This window comes from Tetragenococcus koreensis, from assembly GCF_003795145.1.
GTDB lineage: Bacteria > Bacillota > Bacilli > Lactobacillales > Enterococcaceae > Tetragenococcus > Tetragenococcus koreensis.
On the sequence record NZ_CP027786.1, the window covers coordinates 1,400,439 to 1,416,997 of the forward strand.

The 16,559-nt window shown below is 36.4% G+C and carries 17 protein-coding genes and 1 pseudogene; 2 read left to right on the forward strand and 16 right to left on the reverse strand.

The genetic code is table 11. The annotated features are described in order from the left end of the window. Positions 1–22 precede the first annotated feature (22 nt). Positions 23–649: an LbetaH domain-containing protein gene (locus C7K43_RS06695; RefSeq protein ID WP_124006157.1), complete on the forward strand. Its 627-nt coding sequence runs from the start codon at positions 23–25 to the stop codon at positions 647–649. Between the two features lie 178 nt (positions 650–827). On the opposite strand, the gene C7K43_RS06700 is transcribed toward C7K43_RS06695, so the two are convergent. The 8 genes and pseudogenes from C7K43_RS06700 to pgaC form a co-directional block, all read right to left on the reverse strand. Further along, entirely contained in the window at positions 828–1,577 is a 750-nt protein-coding gene (locus tag C7K43_RS06700; RefSeq protein WP_124006158.1) for a cyclase family protein, read from the reverse strand. A gap of 170 nt (positions 1,578–1,747) precedes the next feature. Continuing rightward, positions 1,748–2,035, reverse strand: a pseudogene (locus C7K43_RS06705) (beta/alpha barrel domain-containing protein); the annotation flags it as partial. Next, positions 1,992–2,351: an HTH domain-containing protein gene (locus tag C7K43_RS06710; protein WP_124006160.1), complete on the reverse strand. Its 360-nt coding sequence runs from the start codon at positions 2,349–2,351 to the stop codon at positions 1,992–1,994. The gene C7K43_RS06710 and the pseudogene C7K43_RS06705, both read right to left, overlap by 44 nt. A 266-nt stretch (positions 2,352–2,617) precedes the next feature. Continuing rightward, on the reverse strand, positions 2,618–3,178 hold the full coding sequence (locus C7K43_RS06715) for an acyltransferase family protein (protein ID WP_338056100.1): 561 nt from the start codon (positions 3,176–3,178) through the stop codon (positions 2,618–2,620). A 4-nt stretch (positions 3,179–3,182) separates the two neighbouring features. After that, positions 3,183–3,620 (reverse strand): hypothetical protein, encoded by a 438-nt coding sequence (locus C7K43_RS06720; RefSeq protein WP_124006162.1) that lies wholly within the window; start codon positions 3,618–3,620, stop codon positions 3,183–3,185. Next, positions 3,607–4,485, reverse strand: coding sequence for an intercellular adhesin biosynthesis polysaccharide N-deacetylase (icaB, locus tag C7K43_RS06725; RefSeq protein WP_124006163.1), 879 nt, complete (start codon positions 4,483–4,485; stop codon positions 3,607–3,609). The genes C7K43_RS06720 and icaB overlap by 14 nt, the downstream gene beginning before the upstream one ends. Beyond that, positions 4,469–4,798: a hypothetical protein gene (locus tag C7K43_RS06730; protein ID WP_124006164.1), complete on the reverse strand. Its 330-nt coding sequence runs from the start codon at positions 4,796–4,798 to the stop codon at positions 4,469–4,471. The genes icaB and C7K43_RS06730 overlap by 17 nt, the downstream gene beginning before the upstream one ends. Then, positions 4,762–6,000: a poly-beta-1,6-N-acetyl-D-glucosamine synthase gene (gene pgaC / locus C7K43_RS06735; protein ID WP_124006165.1), complete on the reverse strand. Its 1,239-nt coding sequence runs from the start codon at positions 5,998–6,000 to the stop codon at positions 4,762–4,764. The genes C7K43_RS06730 and pgaC overlap by 37 nt, the downstream gene beginning before the upstream one ends. Before the next feature lie 302 nt (positions 6,001–6,302). Between pgaC and C7K43_RS06740 the strand changes: the two genes are divergently transcribed. After that, positions 6,303–6,530: a hypothetical protein gene (locus tag C7K43_RS06740; RefSeq protein ID WP_124006166.1), complete on the forward strand. Its 228-nt coding sequence runs from the start codon at positions 6,303–6,305 to the stop codon at positions 6,528–6,530. Between the two features lie 41 nt (positions 6,531–6,571). Here C7K43_RS06740 and C7K43_RS06745 read toward each other — a convergent pair whose 3' ends face one another. From C7K43_RS06745 to cysK, 8 genes are all read right to left on the reverse strand, one after another. Further along, positions 6,572–7,882, reverse strand: coding sequence for an ISL3 family transposase (locus tag C7K43_RS06745; RefSeq protein WP_124005169.1), 1,311 nt, complete (start codon positions 7,880–7,882; stop codon positions 6,572–6,574). 363 nt (positions 7,883–8,245) lie between these two features. After that, entirely contained in the window at positions 8,246–10,267 is a 2,022-nt protein-coding gene (locus C7K43_RS06750; RefSeq protein WP_124006167.1) for a cation:proton antiporter, read from the reverse strand. Between the two features lie 408 nt (positions 10,268–10,675). Next, a complete protein-coding gene (gene epsC, locus C7K43_RS06755; protein ID WP_124006168.1) occupies positions 10,676–11,179 on the reverse strand; it encodes a serine O-acetyltransferase EpsC in 504 nt (167 codons plus the stop codon). A gap of 2 nt (positions 11,180–11,181) precedes the next feature. Next, positions 11,182–12,327: a trans-sulfuration enzyme family protein gene (locus C7K43_RS06760; RefSeq protein WP_124006169.1), complete on the reverse strand. Its 1,146-nt coding sequence runs from the start codon at positions 12,325–12,327 to the stop codon at positions 11,182–11,184. Between the two features lie 18 nt (positions 12,328–12,345). Next, positions 12,346–13,254, reverse strand: a complete 909-nt coding sequence (locus C7K43_RS06765) for a PLP-dependent cysteine synthase family protein (RefSeq protein ID WP_124006170.1) — start codon at positions 13,252–13,254, stop codon at positions 12,346–12,348. Between the two features lie 271 nt (positions 13,255–13,525). Continuing rightward, positions 13,526–14,086 carry a DJ-1 family glyoxalase III gene (locus C7K43_RS06770; protein WP_124006171.1) on the reverse strand — a complete coding sequence of 187 codons (561 nt, stop codon included), beginning with the start codon at positions 14,084–14,086 and terminating at the stop codon, positions 13,526–13,528. Positions 14,087–14,109: 23 nt separating this feature from the next. Continuing rightward, positions 14,110–14,817 carry an acetolactate decarboxylase gene (budA, locus tag C7K43_RS06775; protein ID WP_124006172.1) on the reverse strand — a complete coding sequence of 236 codons (708 nt, stop codon included), beginning with the start codon at positions 14,815–14,817 and terminating at the stop codon, positions 14,110–14,112. Between the two features lie 665 nt (positions 14,818–15,482). After that, the gene (gene cysK, locus C7K43_RS06780; protein WP_124006173.1) at positions 15,483–16,409 is read right to left on the reverse strand and encodes a cysteine synthase A; all 927 of its coding nucleotides are present in this window, start codon (positions 16,407–16,409) and stop codon (positions 15,483–15,485) included. Positions 16,410–16,559 lie beyond the last annotated feature (150 nt).

Below are 16,559 nucleotides of genomic sequence, written 5' to 3' on the forward strand. Positions count from 1 at the left end.
AATAAACTCTGAGGTGATGAATATGCATATAGAAATGGTCAATTTTAAAGATAACCAACCCATTATTGGAAAAAATACACAAATGAAAGATATCACCTTTGGCGACTATGTAGAAATCGGCGAAGATAATCATTTAGATAATAGTTATATTGGCGATTATGTCTATAGTGGCCAACATTGCTACATTCAAAACAGCCATTTGAAACGCTTTATTAGTATCGCAGCCCTCGTAAGAATTGGTCCAACAAACCATCCTTTAAATCGTCCCACCCAGCACCTTTTTGGCTACAATGGCGAGGGATATGGTTTTTATCCTAAAGATAGCGAATTTTTAGCAGAACGCAAACAAAAAGTAACAACGATCGGCAATGATGTCTGGATTGGGCACGGTGTAGTCATACAAGCGGGTGTCACAGTTGGTAATGGCGCAGCTATTGCGTCCAATGCAGTGGTTACTAAAGATGTACCACCTTACGCAGTTGTCGGCGGCGTCCCAGCAAAAATTATCAAATATCGTTTTTCAGAGTATATTATTAACGCAATGCAGGAAATTGCTTGGTGGAATTGGGATCGAGAAACGTTAGAAGCAAGGTATTTAGATATGCGCCTGCCAATTGAAGAATTTGTCAAAAAGTATCATCAGTCTTAAAAAATTGTTCTATTAGATCTACTATAGATAAAATATAAAAAAAGTTAGTTGAAAAGCACATCCAGTAGTCGTAAATAACGTTTGACAGCTAGAAATAAGCTCTGCTAGTAACTATAGTAGAGCCAGTTTCTAGATAGTAAAAGCCATCTTAGTTTTTTAAGATGACTCTCAATATCATTTACTCATTTCCTTCTGGGACAATCGCAAATGCTCGAATGTTAAAACCGGGTGCTGATTTGATTTTTGGTACACCTACAACAATTGCAGCCCCTTTGGCAGGAACTTCTGCTAAATTGTTCATCACTTCAATTTGGTAATTATCCATTGATAGCCAGTATAATTCGCCAAGCAAATGACCGTTTTTAGCCTCCTCAATGGCTGGATCCGTATCTAAGGTCTCATGGCCAATCGCTTTTACATTTCGTTTTTCATGTAAAAATTTCAATGCTTCAACGGACCACCCCGGTGTATGGGCCTGACCATTTTCATCTAAGTTATAATAACTAGCTGGATCATTCCATCGCTCAGACCAACCGCTCGAAAAAGCAACGAAGCTGTCAGCTGGAATTTTACCATGCTCTTTTTCAAAAGCTAGGATGTCATCTACTGTTAGCATATAATCATGGTTCGCTGTTACTTCTTTTTCTTTATGAATAACGAACATTGGCAAAACAAATTCTTTTAATTCTAATTCTTCTAGTGATCTTTTTCCTTCAGAAAAATGAACGGGTGCGTCAATGTGCGTACCGTATTGTGTAGCTAACGCGTACTCTTTTGCAAAAAAGCCGTCGTCTTTTACTGTGTATAAGGTATTCTCAGTAATTGGCTTGAATGCTTGAAAATAAGGCATTTCGGGCGTCACTGTGTGGGACAAATCAATCCACTTTTGTTCCTTTAAATAAAGAATACTTTCCGTAATTTTGCTCATTGAACAAACCTTCTTTCTACTACAATGTTTGGCTTTTCCTACAACAGAATAGATAATTGTTATGATTTTACCATAGTACTTTCAAAATACAAAGAAAAAAAGCTGTGACGTCTGTTATCACAGCTTTTTTAACGTTTCGATTCAAACCATTAAACCAATTGGACCAAAACTTACTCTTTATAATATTTTTTCCCGGTCGTCTCTTTATAGTCTGTCATCATAATTTCCCAAGACGTTTCAATATTTTCTGCTAAACCAAATAGACCGCTTCGGCCTACGATATAGATGTCTGGCCCAGCTTTATCAATTTTAGCAAAAGATTTTCGATTAGATGAGCCATCCATTTCGATGAAATACTTATAATCATTTGTTTCACGTAACTCTCTTAGCTGAACAATTTTTTCTAAAGTATTATCAATAAACTTTTGTCCAGCAAAACCTGGATCCACAGTCATTAATCCTGATTGAATTAGGAGCTTTAAAAAGCAACTTCAAAATAATATTATTGCGACGTACTAACGATTCTTTTTCTTTAGTTGTCATTTTATTTTCTGTATTTAAATGTAAATATTTATCATAATCTAATCGAAATCCTTTCCCAATTTCAGAAATAATAATGTCTCCTTCGGCTGATTCTTCATTAATTTTCTTTACCGTACGATAAATTGTTTTTGTAGAAACACTCGAAATTTCCGCTAATTGATGTGCAGTAAGCATCATATTGTTTTTCATCAGTATTTCAATTAAATAATTCTCTCGTTTACTTAACTGCATGTAACCAACTCCTTATTTGTACTTTAACTCATTTTTTGAAAACGCAAACATTTTGTTGTGTCCATATTGACGGACATTTTATCAATAAGAGTAAAAAACCATTCTCATTAATTTTGAGAATGATTTTTTCTAAATTTAAATAAAATAAGTATGCGCGAAATAACGTTTAGCCATTATACAATTCATTATACTTGAAAGAAGTGTTGCATAGGGCATTACTTCTCGTCAAAGCTCTCTTTTCTTTAAATTTTACATAAATAAAAAAGCTACCTTAAGATAGCTTTTGCCAATGCGAAACGAGTTAATGTATATTGATCAAGAATTTCAGCGACACCGAGTGACATGCCTAAAATAAAGAGTAAACCAAAAAATAAGAGTAAGATCGTTTGTTCTTCTAAAACACCAAAAAAACTGAATAGAAATGGCGTAATAACTGGATGAAATAACAAAATAAAAGAGCCGTAGGACGCAATATTTTGAACCAGAGTTTGTTTTAATCCTACCATACTCATTGAAATGCTATAAACAAGTAAAAAGCTACAAGCAAAATAAGGAAGTAACGCGGGTTCTAATAAAAGAATCTCAGCACTGTAAGCTTCCGCAAAATAAATAAACGGAAGAAAAGACAAAATAGTCATTAAAACAATCAACGGCTGATTCTCTTTTATCAATTTTTTCAAAGTTTGATAATGATAGCCTATGTAAGTCCCTAAACAATAAAAAAATAGCCAGCTTAATAAGTTAACATCATTATTAAAAAAAGGATATTGAAAAATAGCATCATTTGCAAGATACGTGATGCTAATAAAGAAACTAACTAACACCATTGTTTTATGATAACGACCTATTTTTCGAAAAAAAAAGATTTAAGATAGTAAATTGGAAAATAACTAAAACAAATGAACCATGCCAATTTCCTTGAATCACCATATTGATAAAACTCTCTTTAAAGCTTTCAGTACTAATTTGGCTATTATAAAGACTATAAACAATGCCAAGAAGAATGTAAGGAATAAAAATATATCTAATGTTTCTCCATAGATACGTACTTACTTTTGTCTTTGTATGTAAGATTGTATCTTGAATTTGCCACAAAATAATAATACCTGGTAGGCCAAAAGAAAAAAGATGGCGAATCCAAAATAAGGTCTGAATTTGATTATCGTCCACACCAGATCTGAAAGTATAGCTAAGCAAAATTTGTGAAATAATTGTTACCACAATCAAAATGATAAAGATATATTGATGGTTACTTTTAGTTGTCTTCATTGTTTTCAAATCCTTTCCATGACTCAATCAATCGTTCAAACGAATCCTCATTTATCAAAATACGAGGTAAGTATTGATCGTTTAAATCCGGTGTGATAATTTTTTCTTCTAGCGTAAAGCCATATTTGATCCCTGTCTTTTCCAATGCTTTTGAAACTGTGTCGTTACCTCCGCCATACGGATAAGCAAGTGCCTGGTTGTCAATATCCCAGTGCTCTTTTAAATATTGGTTACTTTTTTGAAAATCTTGGTAAATACTGGTATATTTTTCTTGGACCAATAACGAGCGGTTCTTATCATCTAGATAGTGTAAATTATCCGTATGTGAAGCGAAATCCCATAGACCTGTTTGATACATTTCTGTTAATTCTTTATTGTTAATCATTTTCATATCACTAAAATTTGAATTTCCGACTTGACCTGTAATCACAAATCCTGTGGCGGGTATATCTAATTTTTTCAAAATAGGAAAAGCATGATCGTAAATCGTATGGTCCATATCATCAAAGCTAATCCACACACTTCTTTTAGGGAATTGTCCGGCTTCTTTATATTTCAATAATTCATCTAGGGTTAAAAATTGAGCGTCATGGTCAATCAACCAATTCATCTGACGTTGAAACTCATCGGTTGAAACACTGTAACGTTTTAATTCATATGGATTGGAAAAAAATAATAAAAAACGATCTAGCCAGGTAATGTCTCGTACTCTATGATAGTTTAAAGCTAGCACAGAGTTCTCTTCATAATCCAAGCGTTCAATGGGATCTGTTTGGCCTTCTTTTGCCTCCACCTCTATATTGTTAAATAAAAATATACCTAATATTATAAAAGCTAATAAACTAATTTTACTTTTCTTTTTCATTTTCGTTTATTCCTGCACCTCTTTTTTTAAAGGGACCAAAATTATAAGTTATGGTTAAATAAGCAATGATAATAATACCTCCAATGAGGTTTAACATAATTAGTGTCATTAAGTCCGTGCGAGTAATTTTTAAAATCGTGCGAATAAGTTGTACATAATACAAATCCACGCCGAGTAAAGTAAAAATAACCGTCACAAAAGCTAATAAAGAGAAAATCCATAACATCAGTGAGAAAAAAGCTAACGCTAATTCTCTTAATCTTTCTAAACTAGCTTTTATCTTTGAACCTTTCCCCTGTCTGGACTTTTCCATGTCGCATAAGCTCCTTTCTCTCTTTTTAAGGCTTTAGGTAACGCAAAAACATTGGTAACGGCATTGATTGCCCAATAAAAGATCGGATACCAGCTTAGAAAAAGAAAATAAAACATATTTTTTCGCTCGTAACGGCTGTCAATGAAAAGCTGAGCTGAAAATAAAATAATATTAACCGTAATTAATACAAAACTTGAAGCTAAAATAATGTTTAGCGTTTCTTCATAGAAATAATAATCAAGAAAATTAAGATTTAATAGTAAGAAAATAATCGAAAAAACAATAGAGAAAACCCATATAAGAGAAATCAGTTGTTCTGCAAACAAAAACCAAAATGGAATGCTTTTCTTTTTAAGCACTTTTGTGAAATCCCGCACTAAGACTTCCTGGTTGCCTTGCGCCCAGCGAAGTCTTTGTTTAAGTAATCCTCGAAGAGTTTCAGGCACAATCATCCAACACAGGGCATGGGGTTCATAAGCAATCACGTAATTATGTAAATGCATTTTCCAAGACAAGGCAATGTCTTCAGTGACCATATCAATATCCCAAAGATTACAATCTTCTAGTGCTTTTTTACTAAGCAAGGTAAATACACCGGAGATGGTATTAATGTATCCATTCATTGATTGTGCTCGTTTAATACCTCCGATAATACTGGCAAATTCAACTGTCTGTATTTTTCCTAATAAGCTTCTCTTATTACGTATCCTTGGATTACCAGTAACCGCGCCAATATTTTCATAAGTATAAAAATTATCGATCATATAATAAGGCGCCGGATCATCAATGGTTGTATCTGCATCCACACACATAATATAATTATACTTTGCTATTTTTACACCTGAATTTAAAGCATTCGCTTTTCCTTGATTCTGTTTCAAATCGATAAATTTAAACGGATAAACTTCATTTAATTTTAATAAAACTGCAGCTGTATCGTCCTGACTTCCATCATTAATAACGATTAACTCTTTTTTTGGATAAGAAAGGGTTGAAATATTTGTAACAGTCTCTGCGATTGTTTCAGCTTCATTAAAACACGAAATAATAAACGTGATACCTTCACGAGGTCTTTCATAATCAAGCGTAGCTTTCTTACGTTCAATCAAAAAATAATAGAATAAAGCGCCGATCAACCAAAAAAGAGAGAGTACTAACGGGTAATAAAGTAAAAATGAGGATAAATAATAGATAATTTGCATAGCTTGTCTCCTTACAGAATTCAATAGCAACATTTATTTATAACAACCTAAACCATCATGCGTTTTGTCATGCAAAAAAATGATTATAGAATAGAAAAACGCCATATTGATTGATGCTTTTTTCTTATAAACTCCATTAAAAAGCAGCATAATCTTTACTTACTTTTAGTTATTGTTGTTTAGTCTACCACCATAAAATGTAATTTGCAATTTTTTTGCAATACATTTTGCATTTTATAACAACGTGCATACAGCAAACTAGATCCCTATTAGAATAATGGTATAAGGATAGAGGTGAATTCATGACTAAGTTTAGGGTAAAATCTGAAAAGAACGACTCAGTAAATAAAACTATCCGTTTTCCCCAAGATTTGAATGAACGGATTAGTGAAATTGCTCAACAAAATAACACTACTTTTACAAGTGTTGTTTTGCAAGCTTGTGAATACGCATTGCATAATATGGACGACGATAATTTTAAAGACAAAAAGACCTCAAAAGATTGGCTCTTTGTCAACTGGTGTTGGTAAAGAAAACTCGATAAATAAAGGAAGCAGTTAGGCGCTATGGTCTAGCTGCTTTTTTTAGTTTGTATAGGTAAGGGTCCGGGTTGGAAATACTTTCCTCGGTATAAAAAGATCCGTTGCCGAAAGTTCTCAAAGCTATGGAAACCATAAGCGACTCGTTTTAGGACTTTAATATGATTATTTAAACCTTCTAAAGGACCATTAGAGTAAGGCACCGTTAAAGCCAGCCGGATCTCTTGTCGATACTTGCGAAAGGTCTTGACTACGGGCTGAAACGGGTCAGGAAGCTGAGACAAATCGGTTTTTAATAATTGATCCAAACGTTCGATATCTTGCTTATGAAATGCAGAAAGGAACGATTGATAGATTTTATAGCCTTGTCTAAGCGTGGAATGATAACTTAATAAGCGGTCGACAATCTCTTGCTCGGTTAAATGATCCCGAAAACTAGGCCGCCAATATCGTTTTTTGTAATCCAGTGCCCAAGCTTTTTTCTGTAGAAGTTTCCAATATTTTTTGAGGTGCTTATATTCTTTTTGCCGACGGTTAAAGGTGTTCATCACTTGTTTCCGTTGTTGTTGGAAAGCTCGCCCAATATGTTGGCTCATATGGAAACGATCAATGACTAACTGCGCATTAGGAAAAAGGGCTTTAACTAAGGAAGCATACGGACTGTAAAAATCCGAAACGACATAGTGCACCTTGGCTCTTTCCTCTCTAGGATAACGAGCGAAAAAGGCTTCTAAATGAGGCAGTTGTCGATTAGCGACAATCTCTAAGAGTTGCCGCGTTTTCCCATTCATCATAATAAAACTCATGGCACCAGAAACTCGTTTGACCGATTGAAATTCATCAAAACAAAGTACTTCCGGTAAGGAAGTATTGGGGGTTAGCTGTTTAGGTTGAAAACTATGCAGCACACGTAAAACTGTCGTCGGCGAAACATGCTTCAACCGGGCGACCATTGACATCGACAAGGGTTGAGCTAATTTTTCTGCAATGGCGAGTTTGACGCGTCGAGCGATCGAACAATGACGGTCCGCGACACTGGTTTCGGCGATAGAAGTTTTCCCGCAAGTTTTACAACGAAAACGTTGTTTCTTCATTTTAAGTAAGGTTTTGTATTCACTCACATCGTTAAGCTGAATCGTCACTTCCTTGAATCCCCATTTCATTAAACAAGCCGTATCTTCTTCGCCACAGTGAAAACAGGCTTGTGGACGATAAGAAAGCTGACCATAAAAGACAAAACAAATGACGCCGTTAATGGCTTCTTTTTGGAAACAATCTTCTTCAAAAGTCAGATTTAAGTCTAGGATATCTAGGATTTCTTTAGTATAATGAGAGATGGACATCTTGAAACACTCCTTTGGATATTTGTTTGGTACCTTTATTCTACGGGTTTTCAAGGTGTCTGTTTTCTATTTTGCTCAGAAAATATAAAAAAACTAGTATGGGCTACAAGAAAATCATTCTTGTCTACCAACACTAGAAATTATAGAGCCAAAAGATTAGCTCTACTTTTGAGGTCTTTATTTCTTGCTATTTTATCTAGGTTTGTCTATACGTATTTAAAAAAACTGTATCTAAGTACATTCTCTCTGATAAATAAAATCCAGCCTGCTCCAGATTGCTTTTTTGTTGAAGGCTGAATTTATTTTAATTTAAAAGTGAAATTGCACGATCATTGAAATTTCCTGCTGGATTATATATTTGGATTACTTTCCTTGCTTTTGCAATGTGAAAGATTCCAATAAATTCACCTTTTGACGATAATTATTTGCAGACAGTGGATTGATTTTTTCTTCTCTTTCAAACGTATCAATTTGTTGACGTTCGAAGGTGTAGGCATTGATCAACTCTTCCTTATAATAGTTGCTATTTTCCACTGCTTTAGGCTCAATAATATCCCGTTTATATAATTGTTTTAAAATTAAAGAGCGGCGATTGTCTAGATAGGATAAAATTTGCGGATCGAGGTCATTTTCCTCTTTTTTCAATCGTTTGCGAATCAAAATGGTATTATTGACGAAAATACTTTTTAATTCTTCAATGTCAACGTTGAAATAATCACGGTTTTTTGCACGTCGTTTACGAATCATATATCGCTTAGGATGCGCAATATTACGTATAATCCTTCGTCCGGTTAACAACCAGAAACCACTGAAACTTAAAAACTGTCGCTTACCTACAAGCTCATGATATTCCAATAAGCGGTTGTAAATTCTGTAACTTTTCTCGCTGATCTTCTTTTTTTGATATAAATCATCGAGGCCCCCTTGTTCGATAGCTAAAAACCAGCCCTGTACTTCTTGAACTTTAATTTGTTCACTCTCAGTCATGGCTTCAGTCATCAATTCAAATGTTCGTTGGCGGTATTGCTCAATAACAGTTTCAATTGCCATAATGTGCATAGCAGATAATTCCTTATGGCTCCGTTCTATTTGCAAATAGCGAATAACAGATTGTAGGATCTCTAACTCACCACGATCAACCGGTTTTTCATATTCCCCTTCTGAGAAAAATGGTAAAGCAACCATACCGATTAACAAACTAATGAAAATAACACAGGCAGTCAAAAAAAGCAGTAAAGCACGTTGCTCAAAAGCAATTCCATGAATGGAAACGGGCAAAATGAACACTGTTGCCAAACTAATCGTTCCCTTCACTCCGCCAAATGTCAACAAAAGCAAATCACGCAGTGGGCTTTTTTCTCTGTGTTTTCTTTCTTTAACTAAATAATAAAGACCAATATAAAGGAAACGAACAAAGAATATTACAGCTACAATCAGTAAAACCATACCAACCAGCTGCAAGTTTGAATAGGTACGATCACTCCATACAGGACGAAAAACTTCAGATAACTCGATACCTAAAAAAAGGAAAACAAGCGCGTTCAACGTAAATCCTACAGTGCTCCAGATGTTCGCAGAAATATTAGCTAGTTCGGCGTCAAAGACTGTGACTCGATATTGGCGTTTTGACTGTAAAACACCTGCGATTACAGCAGCAATAATACCAGAAAATCCAAGCAGCTCTGATAACACGTAAGCTACAAAAGGAAGTAATAATTCAATCAATAAATAACTTATAACATCTTGTGAAGCAGTTCGTTCAAGAAAATGGATTACTCGATTCTTAGCCCAGATTACAGCGATTCCCACTAAGGCTCCACCCATACTAGAAAACAAAAGGGTAACGGAGGCATCTAAAAGTGAAAATGCGCCAGTCAGTAAAGTAGAAACGGCAAATTGAAAGGCAGTAACACCAGAAGCGTCATTGAGCAATCCTTCTCCTTCTAAAATATGTAACACTTTTTCTGGCATTTTTAAGCGCCCAGCTAACGATCCAACAGCAACTGCATCCGTTGGACCAAGTGCTGCTCCAAACGCCAGGCACGCCGCTAAAGGTACACTGGGAAAGAAGGCGTAAAGTGTAAATCCAACTGCTGACATTGTTAAAAGCACTCCTGCAAATGCCAGAAATAACACAGGTCCGAAGTTTTGAACGATCGAACGTGTATCTGAATTTTTTCCTTCACGAAATAGCAAAGGTGCAATGATCAACACCAGAAACATTTCTGGCTTAAAATCAATTTCATTTCCATATTTTGATAGCCCTAAAAGAATACCTAGAAAAATTTGCGCAAAAAAGATGGGAACTGTGGGCATCATTTTGGTTAAAATATTAGAAAATGTTATTAAAACCGCGATGATAATAATTAATTCAATAAATTCCATTGCATCACCTCATGCCGTTTATTATACACGCTTGACTTCCCAATGAGGATAGATTTGCCTTGAAACGCCCAACAAAAAAGTTTACAGTATTCCTACTTTCAAAAAGGCCAATTATCAAACAATACTCGTTTACGTGAAGTTTGACGAGTTAGTGCGTCTAGTCCTTATAAAGAAACGTGATAACCAATTAAGAAAGTGACACACCCCCCTCTGATAACAAAATACCCGAACTATAGAGAAGATTATTCCTGCGCCTAGGCCAGGATGGTTTTGTCACAAGTTCGCGACAAACAGCCATTCTCATCAAAATAGTTCGGATATTTTTATCTTGTTTTCACTTATGTCGCAGTCTTATGTTTAAAATGGATTTACCAACATTTAACAAGTAATAACGATATTATACATTTGTCACTTTTCGATAATACGGGCTGGGCTTCCTACAGCCGTAGCGTGATCAGGTACATCTTTTAATACAACAGCGCCCGCACCAATTTTACTAAATTTTCCAATAGTCACTGGACCTAGAATTTGGGCATTTGCACCAATATAAGCACCACTTTTGATATGTGGATGTCTTCTGCCAGTGTCTTCAATATGACGTGAACCTAGCGTCACGCCTTGTAATAACACTACATCGTCTTCTATAATTGCCGTTTCGCCGATAACTGTCCCCATTCCGTGATCAATAAATACACGTTTGCCAACCTGAGCTTGAGGCGCAATCGATATTCCGGTACGATGTTCGCTATGGCGTCTGACAAAACTAGCTAAAAAAGGATGACGATGTTGAGCAAAATAATGGGCAATCCGGTGCCAGAAAAGAGCCTGTACCCCAGGGTAAGTAAAAATGACTTGAGGAACGCTATATGCAGCTGGATCCTGTCTTAAAATCGCTCGCGCAGTCTCAAACATAATTAATTTCCTTTCAAATGATTAAAACTTTGTTCCAGGTCAGCTAAAAGATCATTGATATCTTCTACTCCAACTGATAAACGAATCAGCTCGTCTTGAATGCCATTTGTCAAACGAATTTCACGTGGGATTGACCCATGAGTCATCAACGCTGGTATTTCAATCAAACTTTCAACAGCGCCAAGGCTTTCTGCTACCGTGATCACTTGTAATTGTTCCACAAATTCTTTAGGATCAAGTCCTTCTTGCAATTCAAAAGAAATCATTCCGCCAAACCCATTCATTTGTTTTTTAGCCGTGTTAAAATCTGGATTATCAGGGTCACCTGGATAGTAAATTTTGCTTACTAATTGTTGTTTAGACAAATAATTAAAAACAGCCTCGGCATTTTGTAAGTGAGCTCGCATCCGCAGCCCTAATGTTTTCATTCCTCTTTGTAACAACCAACTATCATGTGGGGACAAAATACCACCAATCGCATTCTGCAAATATTTGAGATCTTCTGCTAGTTTATCGCCTTTTGCAACTACCAAACCACCAATGACATCACTATGGCCTCCTAAATATTTAGAAGCGCTATGAATGACAATATCTACTCCAAATTCAAGGGGGCGTTGGATGTAAGGAGAACTGAAAGTATTATCGATAATGCTCAATAAATCATGTTGTCGGGCAATTTGCGCAACAGCTTCGATATCTGTCACACGAAGCAATGGATTAGTAGGCGTTTCAAGATAAATTGCTTTTGTTTTTGCAGTGATTGCTTGTTCAACAGCGGATAAATCACGCGTATCAACGACTGTAAATGTCATCCCAAATCGTTTCAATACACCATCAATCAAACGGAACGTCCCACCATAGACGTCGTTACCGACAACAAAGTGATCCCCTGCAGAAAATAAAGAAAAAATTGCATTGATTGCAGCGGAACCTGAAGCAAAAGCCAGCCCAGCATCTCCTCCTTCAAGATCGGCAATTAACTCTTCAACGGCTTCGCGGGTTGGGTTTCCTGAACGTGAATAATCGTATTTGCTTTCTCCGATCTTTTTTTGTTGAAAGGTCGTCGCCATATGGATGGGAACTGACATCCCACCTGTTGTTTCATCGATTGAAGTACCACCATGTATTAGTTTTGTGTTAAATTCCATCATAAATTCCTCGCTTTCTTATTGGTAAATATGTTGACTCAAATAACGTTCACTACTATCTGGAAAAATGGTTACAATGTTACTTTTAGGGGGCAGCTTTTCTGCAACTTGCAAACTTGCGGCTAGCGCTGCTCCACTTGAACTGCCAATAAATAAGCCTTGCTCTTTCGCTACTTTATTCACTTGAAAAAAAGCATCTTCATCAGAGATCGTTACTATCTCATCCATCATTGTATCTTTAAAAAATGGCGGTGTAAATTCAACGCCGATTCCTTCCGTTTTATGCGAATGCGCCGGACCCCCATTTAAAATAGAGCCTTCTGGTTCGACAACTATTGCTTTAACATTAGGATCTTGTTTCTTAAAATATTGCGCGCTCCCGGCAAAAGAACCACCGCTGCCCGCACCTGCAACAAACGCGGTGATTGATCCTGGCAAATCTGCACTAATTTCTGGCGCTAACGTGTGGTAGTAAGTTTCTGGATTGGCCTTATTTTCAAATTGCAACGGAACAAATGAGTTTTCCACTGTCTTTTCTAATTCACGAGCTTTTTTTATCGCGCCTTTAATCCCTTCTTCGCTTGGTGTATGAACAATCTTAGCGCCTAGTGCTTTCATTAGTTCTTGTTTTTCAAAGCTAAATTTCTCTGGTACTACCAAAATGGTAGGTAGCTGATAGGTTTGGGCTACTAGAGCAAAACCAATACCGGTATTCCCTGCAGTAGGTTCAATAATCGTTGTCTGATTATTAATTTTTCCTTCTTCCCAGGCTTTTTGGAATAGATATTTTCCCAAACGGTCTTTAATACTACCACCTGGATTGTACATTTCTAATTTAGCATAAATGTGACTTTGATTAGGTATCTCCATTTGTAAATCAATCAACGGCGTATCTCCAATCAATTGCGTCACTTGTTTTATCAACATTTAAACCTTACCACCTTTCTTTTTTACACGAAAAAAGGCGCGAAAATCAATTAAGATTTTCGCGCCTCGGGTCCTTCAAAACCAGTTTGCCATTTGAACTTTTGAGGAAAATCCTCAATTAAAGCTCACGCAAAGCCAGCCAGATATCGCCACAACGCGACATCTGACAACAGCTATATGAAAAAACGTTAAACTTTGCGTAATTCATGACAAACCCTCCGTGTTAAATTCTTAAACTAAATATAGCGAGTTTTTTTTCATTTGTCAAACATTATTTTTCCAGAAAAGAAGCAGCTAGTTTATTATATTGCATCGCTTCTTTGACCTCATCACTGTTTCCACCTAAGATATCAACTAGTCGGTAACTAAAAGCTAGTGCTGTTGCAGGCCCGCGACTCGTCGTCACTCGGCCATCTTTTACTACTAACATTTCTGAATGGTTACCCGACTTAATGTCGTCTTCAATACCTGGGAATGAGGTATAATTTTTATCTTGCAATAAACCGGCTTCTTCTAAAACCATTGGTGCTGCACAAATTGCTCCAATTTGTTTGCCATTGTTATAAGCTGTTTGTAAACTTTCGATGACAGTTGGATTATTTTTTAGATTATTAGCGCCTTGCGTACCACCAGGTAAAACAATCATATCATAATTTTTTAAATCTTCACTTAACAATTGGTCACTTTTGACCGTGATATTGTGGTTACCGGTCACTTCTTTATCAAAACCAACCATTGTAACATCCATCTCTGCTCTACGCAGCACATCAACAATCGTTAGCCCTTCAATTTCTTCAAAACCTGGTGCAAAAACTACGGCTACTTTACTCATAATCAGATTCCTCCTAAATTCGTTTATTCTGCTTCGGAAATGTCTGCTAATACACTACCATAATCAAAATCAGTTTTCATAAATGTTTCATCTGTTGTTGGAAATTTTTGTTCCACTGTGTCAACAGTTTGCCATTCGATGAGTGGTTTATTAATTTCAAATGATAGAATATGACCGCCAAATGAATGATCGTCGCTTATAAAGTGCAAGTGAAAACCACTTGCTGAAATCGTGCCAAAAAGTTCAGGGGTGTAAATACCGACCAACGTACCGGTAATATCTTCGGCGGTAAACTCTGCTTGATCTCTGGCAACATCGACCAGATCAGGATATGGCTTTTCTTGTTTTTGTACCGAACGGCATTTAATTTTCTGGAAAGTTCCGTGTAATTTTACTGCTTGAAAAACATTTTTGCTCGAAAATTGATTTGTTAATTTTTCTTCTAAATTATCCTTGCTTATTTTTTCATTTAAAGTTGTTTCATTCTCAGAGCTAAAGTCAATTACTGCAGCATAAGGCGTCGTCTCTTCGGGTCGAACTTCATGAATCTGCCCTTTCACATCAAAACGGTACGCTTGATGGTTCAAAATCACTAGTTCTCCATCTAGCTGGTCCACCGTTCCTATACCAATTCCGCCATTTTTTAATACTTCTCCAATTGAAAAAGACCCGTCAAAACCACCTTTCATCAAGGTTCCTAACGTATTGTAATGAAATAATCGTCCAGTCATCGGCCTCACCTTTCTTATATAACTATCATAACAAAATTTGAGCAGTCATTAAAATATAAGAATCATAGCGTAACGTTTTAAGTTATATAGGTATATTTTACATAAGTTTAAAAACATTCAACATCATAGGTCCAGAGACAGAGAATAGAATACGAATTGGCTCCCATGTTTGAAAAGGTAGGCGAACAACTCCTGTTCTTACTTTAGATTTCCCGATTTCTAGAGTACCTTTGCGAATCCTACTCTAGTTTTCCAATTTCTAGAGTCGCTTTTCGAATCCTACCCTAGTTTTCCCGATTCCTAGGGTCCCTTTTCGAATCCTACCCTAGTTTTTCCAATTTCTAGGATCCCTTTTCGGATCCTACCCTAGTTTTTCCAATTTTCATTAGTAGCTATCACAGTCTAATGACAAACAACGACCACTTTTTCTTCACCACTATAAACCTCAATAAATTTTACACTTACAATCATAGCTGCTCATATTCAGCTAAAAGTTATGTTTAGCTAATCTTCTACTTCTGAACGAGGAGTGTTCTATCATTTCACTGTTCGTTCAGTATTTGAATGAACAGTGTTTTAACTTTTCGCTATCCATTCAGCTTCTATTCTTTCTTTTTTTACTGCGCAAAAAAAGGCTAGAGCAAAACTCTAACCTTTTCTTATACTTATTCATCAAATTTGAAAAGATCTGTTGAGAGGTAACGTTCACCGTTATCGGGCACTACGGTTACCACCGTTTTTCCTTTGCCTAATTTCTTAGCAATTTCAATCGCACCGAAAATATTTGCTCCTCCAGAAATACCTGGTAAAAAGCCTTCTTCAAAGTTAACTTTATGGGCCATGTCAATCGCTTGATCACTGGATACAGTCACGATATCTTGGTAAATCGATTGATCGAGTACTTCAGGAATAATACCCGCTGAAATTCCTTGAATTTTGTGTTTGCCTTTAATTCCTTCTTTGATCAATGCCCCTTCAGCAGCCTCTAGTCCATAAATTTGCGCATCTTCATTTAATTTTTTTAAAGCACGACCTACTCCGGTAATGGTTCCGCCAGTTCCTATGCCAGCGATGAACGCATCAGGCGTACCGCCATTGAAATCTCTGATAATTTCTTGTCCAGTCGTTTTTTCATGAATTTCAGGATTTGCTGGATTTTCAAATTGCATAGGCAGAAAATAGCCGTTTTCATCAGCTAATTCGTGGGCTTTTTGGATCGCGCCACTCATCCCATCTGCACCGGGCGTCAAGTATAATTCCGCTCCGTAACCTTTCATCAGGGAGCGGCGTTCTACACTCATTGTTTCTGGCATCGTAATAATCAAACGATAGCCCTTAGCTGCAGCAACTAGCGCTAAGCCAATGCCCGTATTTCCTGAAGTTGGTTCGACGATTGTTCCTCCAGGTTGTAAACGTCCGTCTTTTTCAGCCGCTTCAACCATCGCAAGTGCAATCCGATCTTTGACTGAACCTCCAGGATTATAAAATTCTAGTTTTGCGTATATTTGAGCGGCATCTTCTGGCACAACCTTGTTTAGTTTTACCATAGGTGTATTTCCAATCAGCTCTACAATATTTCCTACTTTACTCATGACAATTCTCCCTTTCGTTAATAATTTCTAATGAAAAACTTGTTCAACTCTTCTTAAAATAAACGACGAATCTTGTTGACTCTTTTTTTAGAAAGCGTTCTCTTTTTTGCTTGCTTTAAAAAAAGAGTATCAAGTTTTTAAAAACCACTC

Coding starts and splice junctions, on each gene's coding strand:
- C7K43_RS06770 (WP_124006171.1), bottom strand. CDS start 14,086: ATGAGTAAAGTAGCCGTAGTTTTTGCACCAGGTTTTGAAGAAATTGAA.
- cysK (WP_124006173.1), bottom strand. CDS start 16,409: ATGAGTAAAGTAGGAAATATTGTAGAGCTGATTGGAAATACACCTATG.
- C7K43_RS06695 (WP_124006157.1), top strand. CDS start 23: ATGCATATAGAAATGGTCAATTTTAAAGATAACCAACCCATTATTGGA.
- icaB (WP_124006163.1), bottom strand. CDS start 4,485: ATGAAAAAGAAAAGTAAAATTAGTTTATTAGCTTTTATAATATTAGGT.
- budA (WP_124006172.1), bottom strand. CDS start 14,817: ATGACTGGACGATTATTTCATTACAATACGTTAGGAACCTTGATGAAA.
- C7K43_RS06700 (WP_124006158.1), bottom strand. CDS start 1,577: ATGAGCAAAATTACGGAAAGTATTCTTTATTTAAAGGAACAAAAGTGG.
- C7K43_RS06710 (WP_124006160.1), bottom strand. CDS start 2,351: ATGCAGTTAAGTAAACGAGAGAATTATTTAATTGAAATACTGATGAAA.
- C7K43_RS06765 (WP_124006170.1), bottom strand. CDS start 13,254: ATGTTGATAAAACAAGTGACGCAATTGATTGGAGATACGCCGTTGATT.
- C7K43_RS06740 (WP_124006166.1), top strand. CDS start 6,303: ATGACTAAGTTTAGGGTAAAATCTGAAAAGAACGACTCAGTAAATAAA.
- C7K43_RS06720 (WP_124006162.1), bottom strand. CDS start 3,620: ATGAAGACAACTAAAAGTAACCATCAATATATCTTTATCATTTTGATT.
- C7K43_RS06750 (WP_124006167.1), bottom strand. CDS start 10,267: ATGGAATTTATTGAATTAATTATTATCATCGCGGTTTTAATAACATTT.
- epsC (WP_124006168.1), bottom strand. CDS start 11,179: ATGTTTGAGACTGCGCGAGCGATTTTAAGACAGGATCCAGCTGCATAT.
- pgaC (WP_124006165.1), bottom strand. CDS start 6,000: ATGCAAATTATCTATTATTTATCCTCATTTTTACTTTATTACCCGTTA.
- C7K43_RS06760 (WP_124006169.1), bottom strand. CDS start 12,327: ATGGAATTTAACACAAAACTAATACATGGTGGTACTTCAATCGATGAA.
- C7K43_RS06715 (WP_338056100.1), bottom strand. CDS start 3,178: ATGGTGTTAGTTAGTTTCTTTATTAGCATCACGTATCTTGCAAATGAT.
- C7K43_RS06745 (WP_124005169.1), bottom strand. CDS start 7,882: ATGTCCATCTCTCATTATACTAAAGAAATCCTAGATATCCTAGACTTA.
- C7K43_RS06730 (WP_124006164.1), bottom strand. CDS start 4,798: ATGGAAAAGTCCAGACAGGGGAAAGGTTCAAAGATAAAAGCTAGTTTA.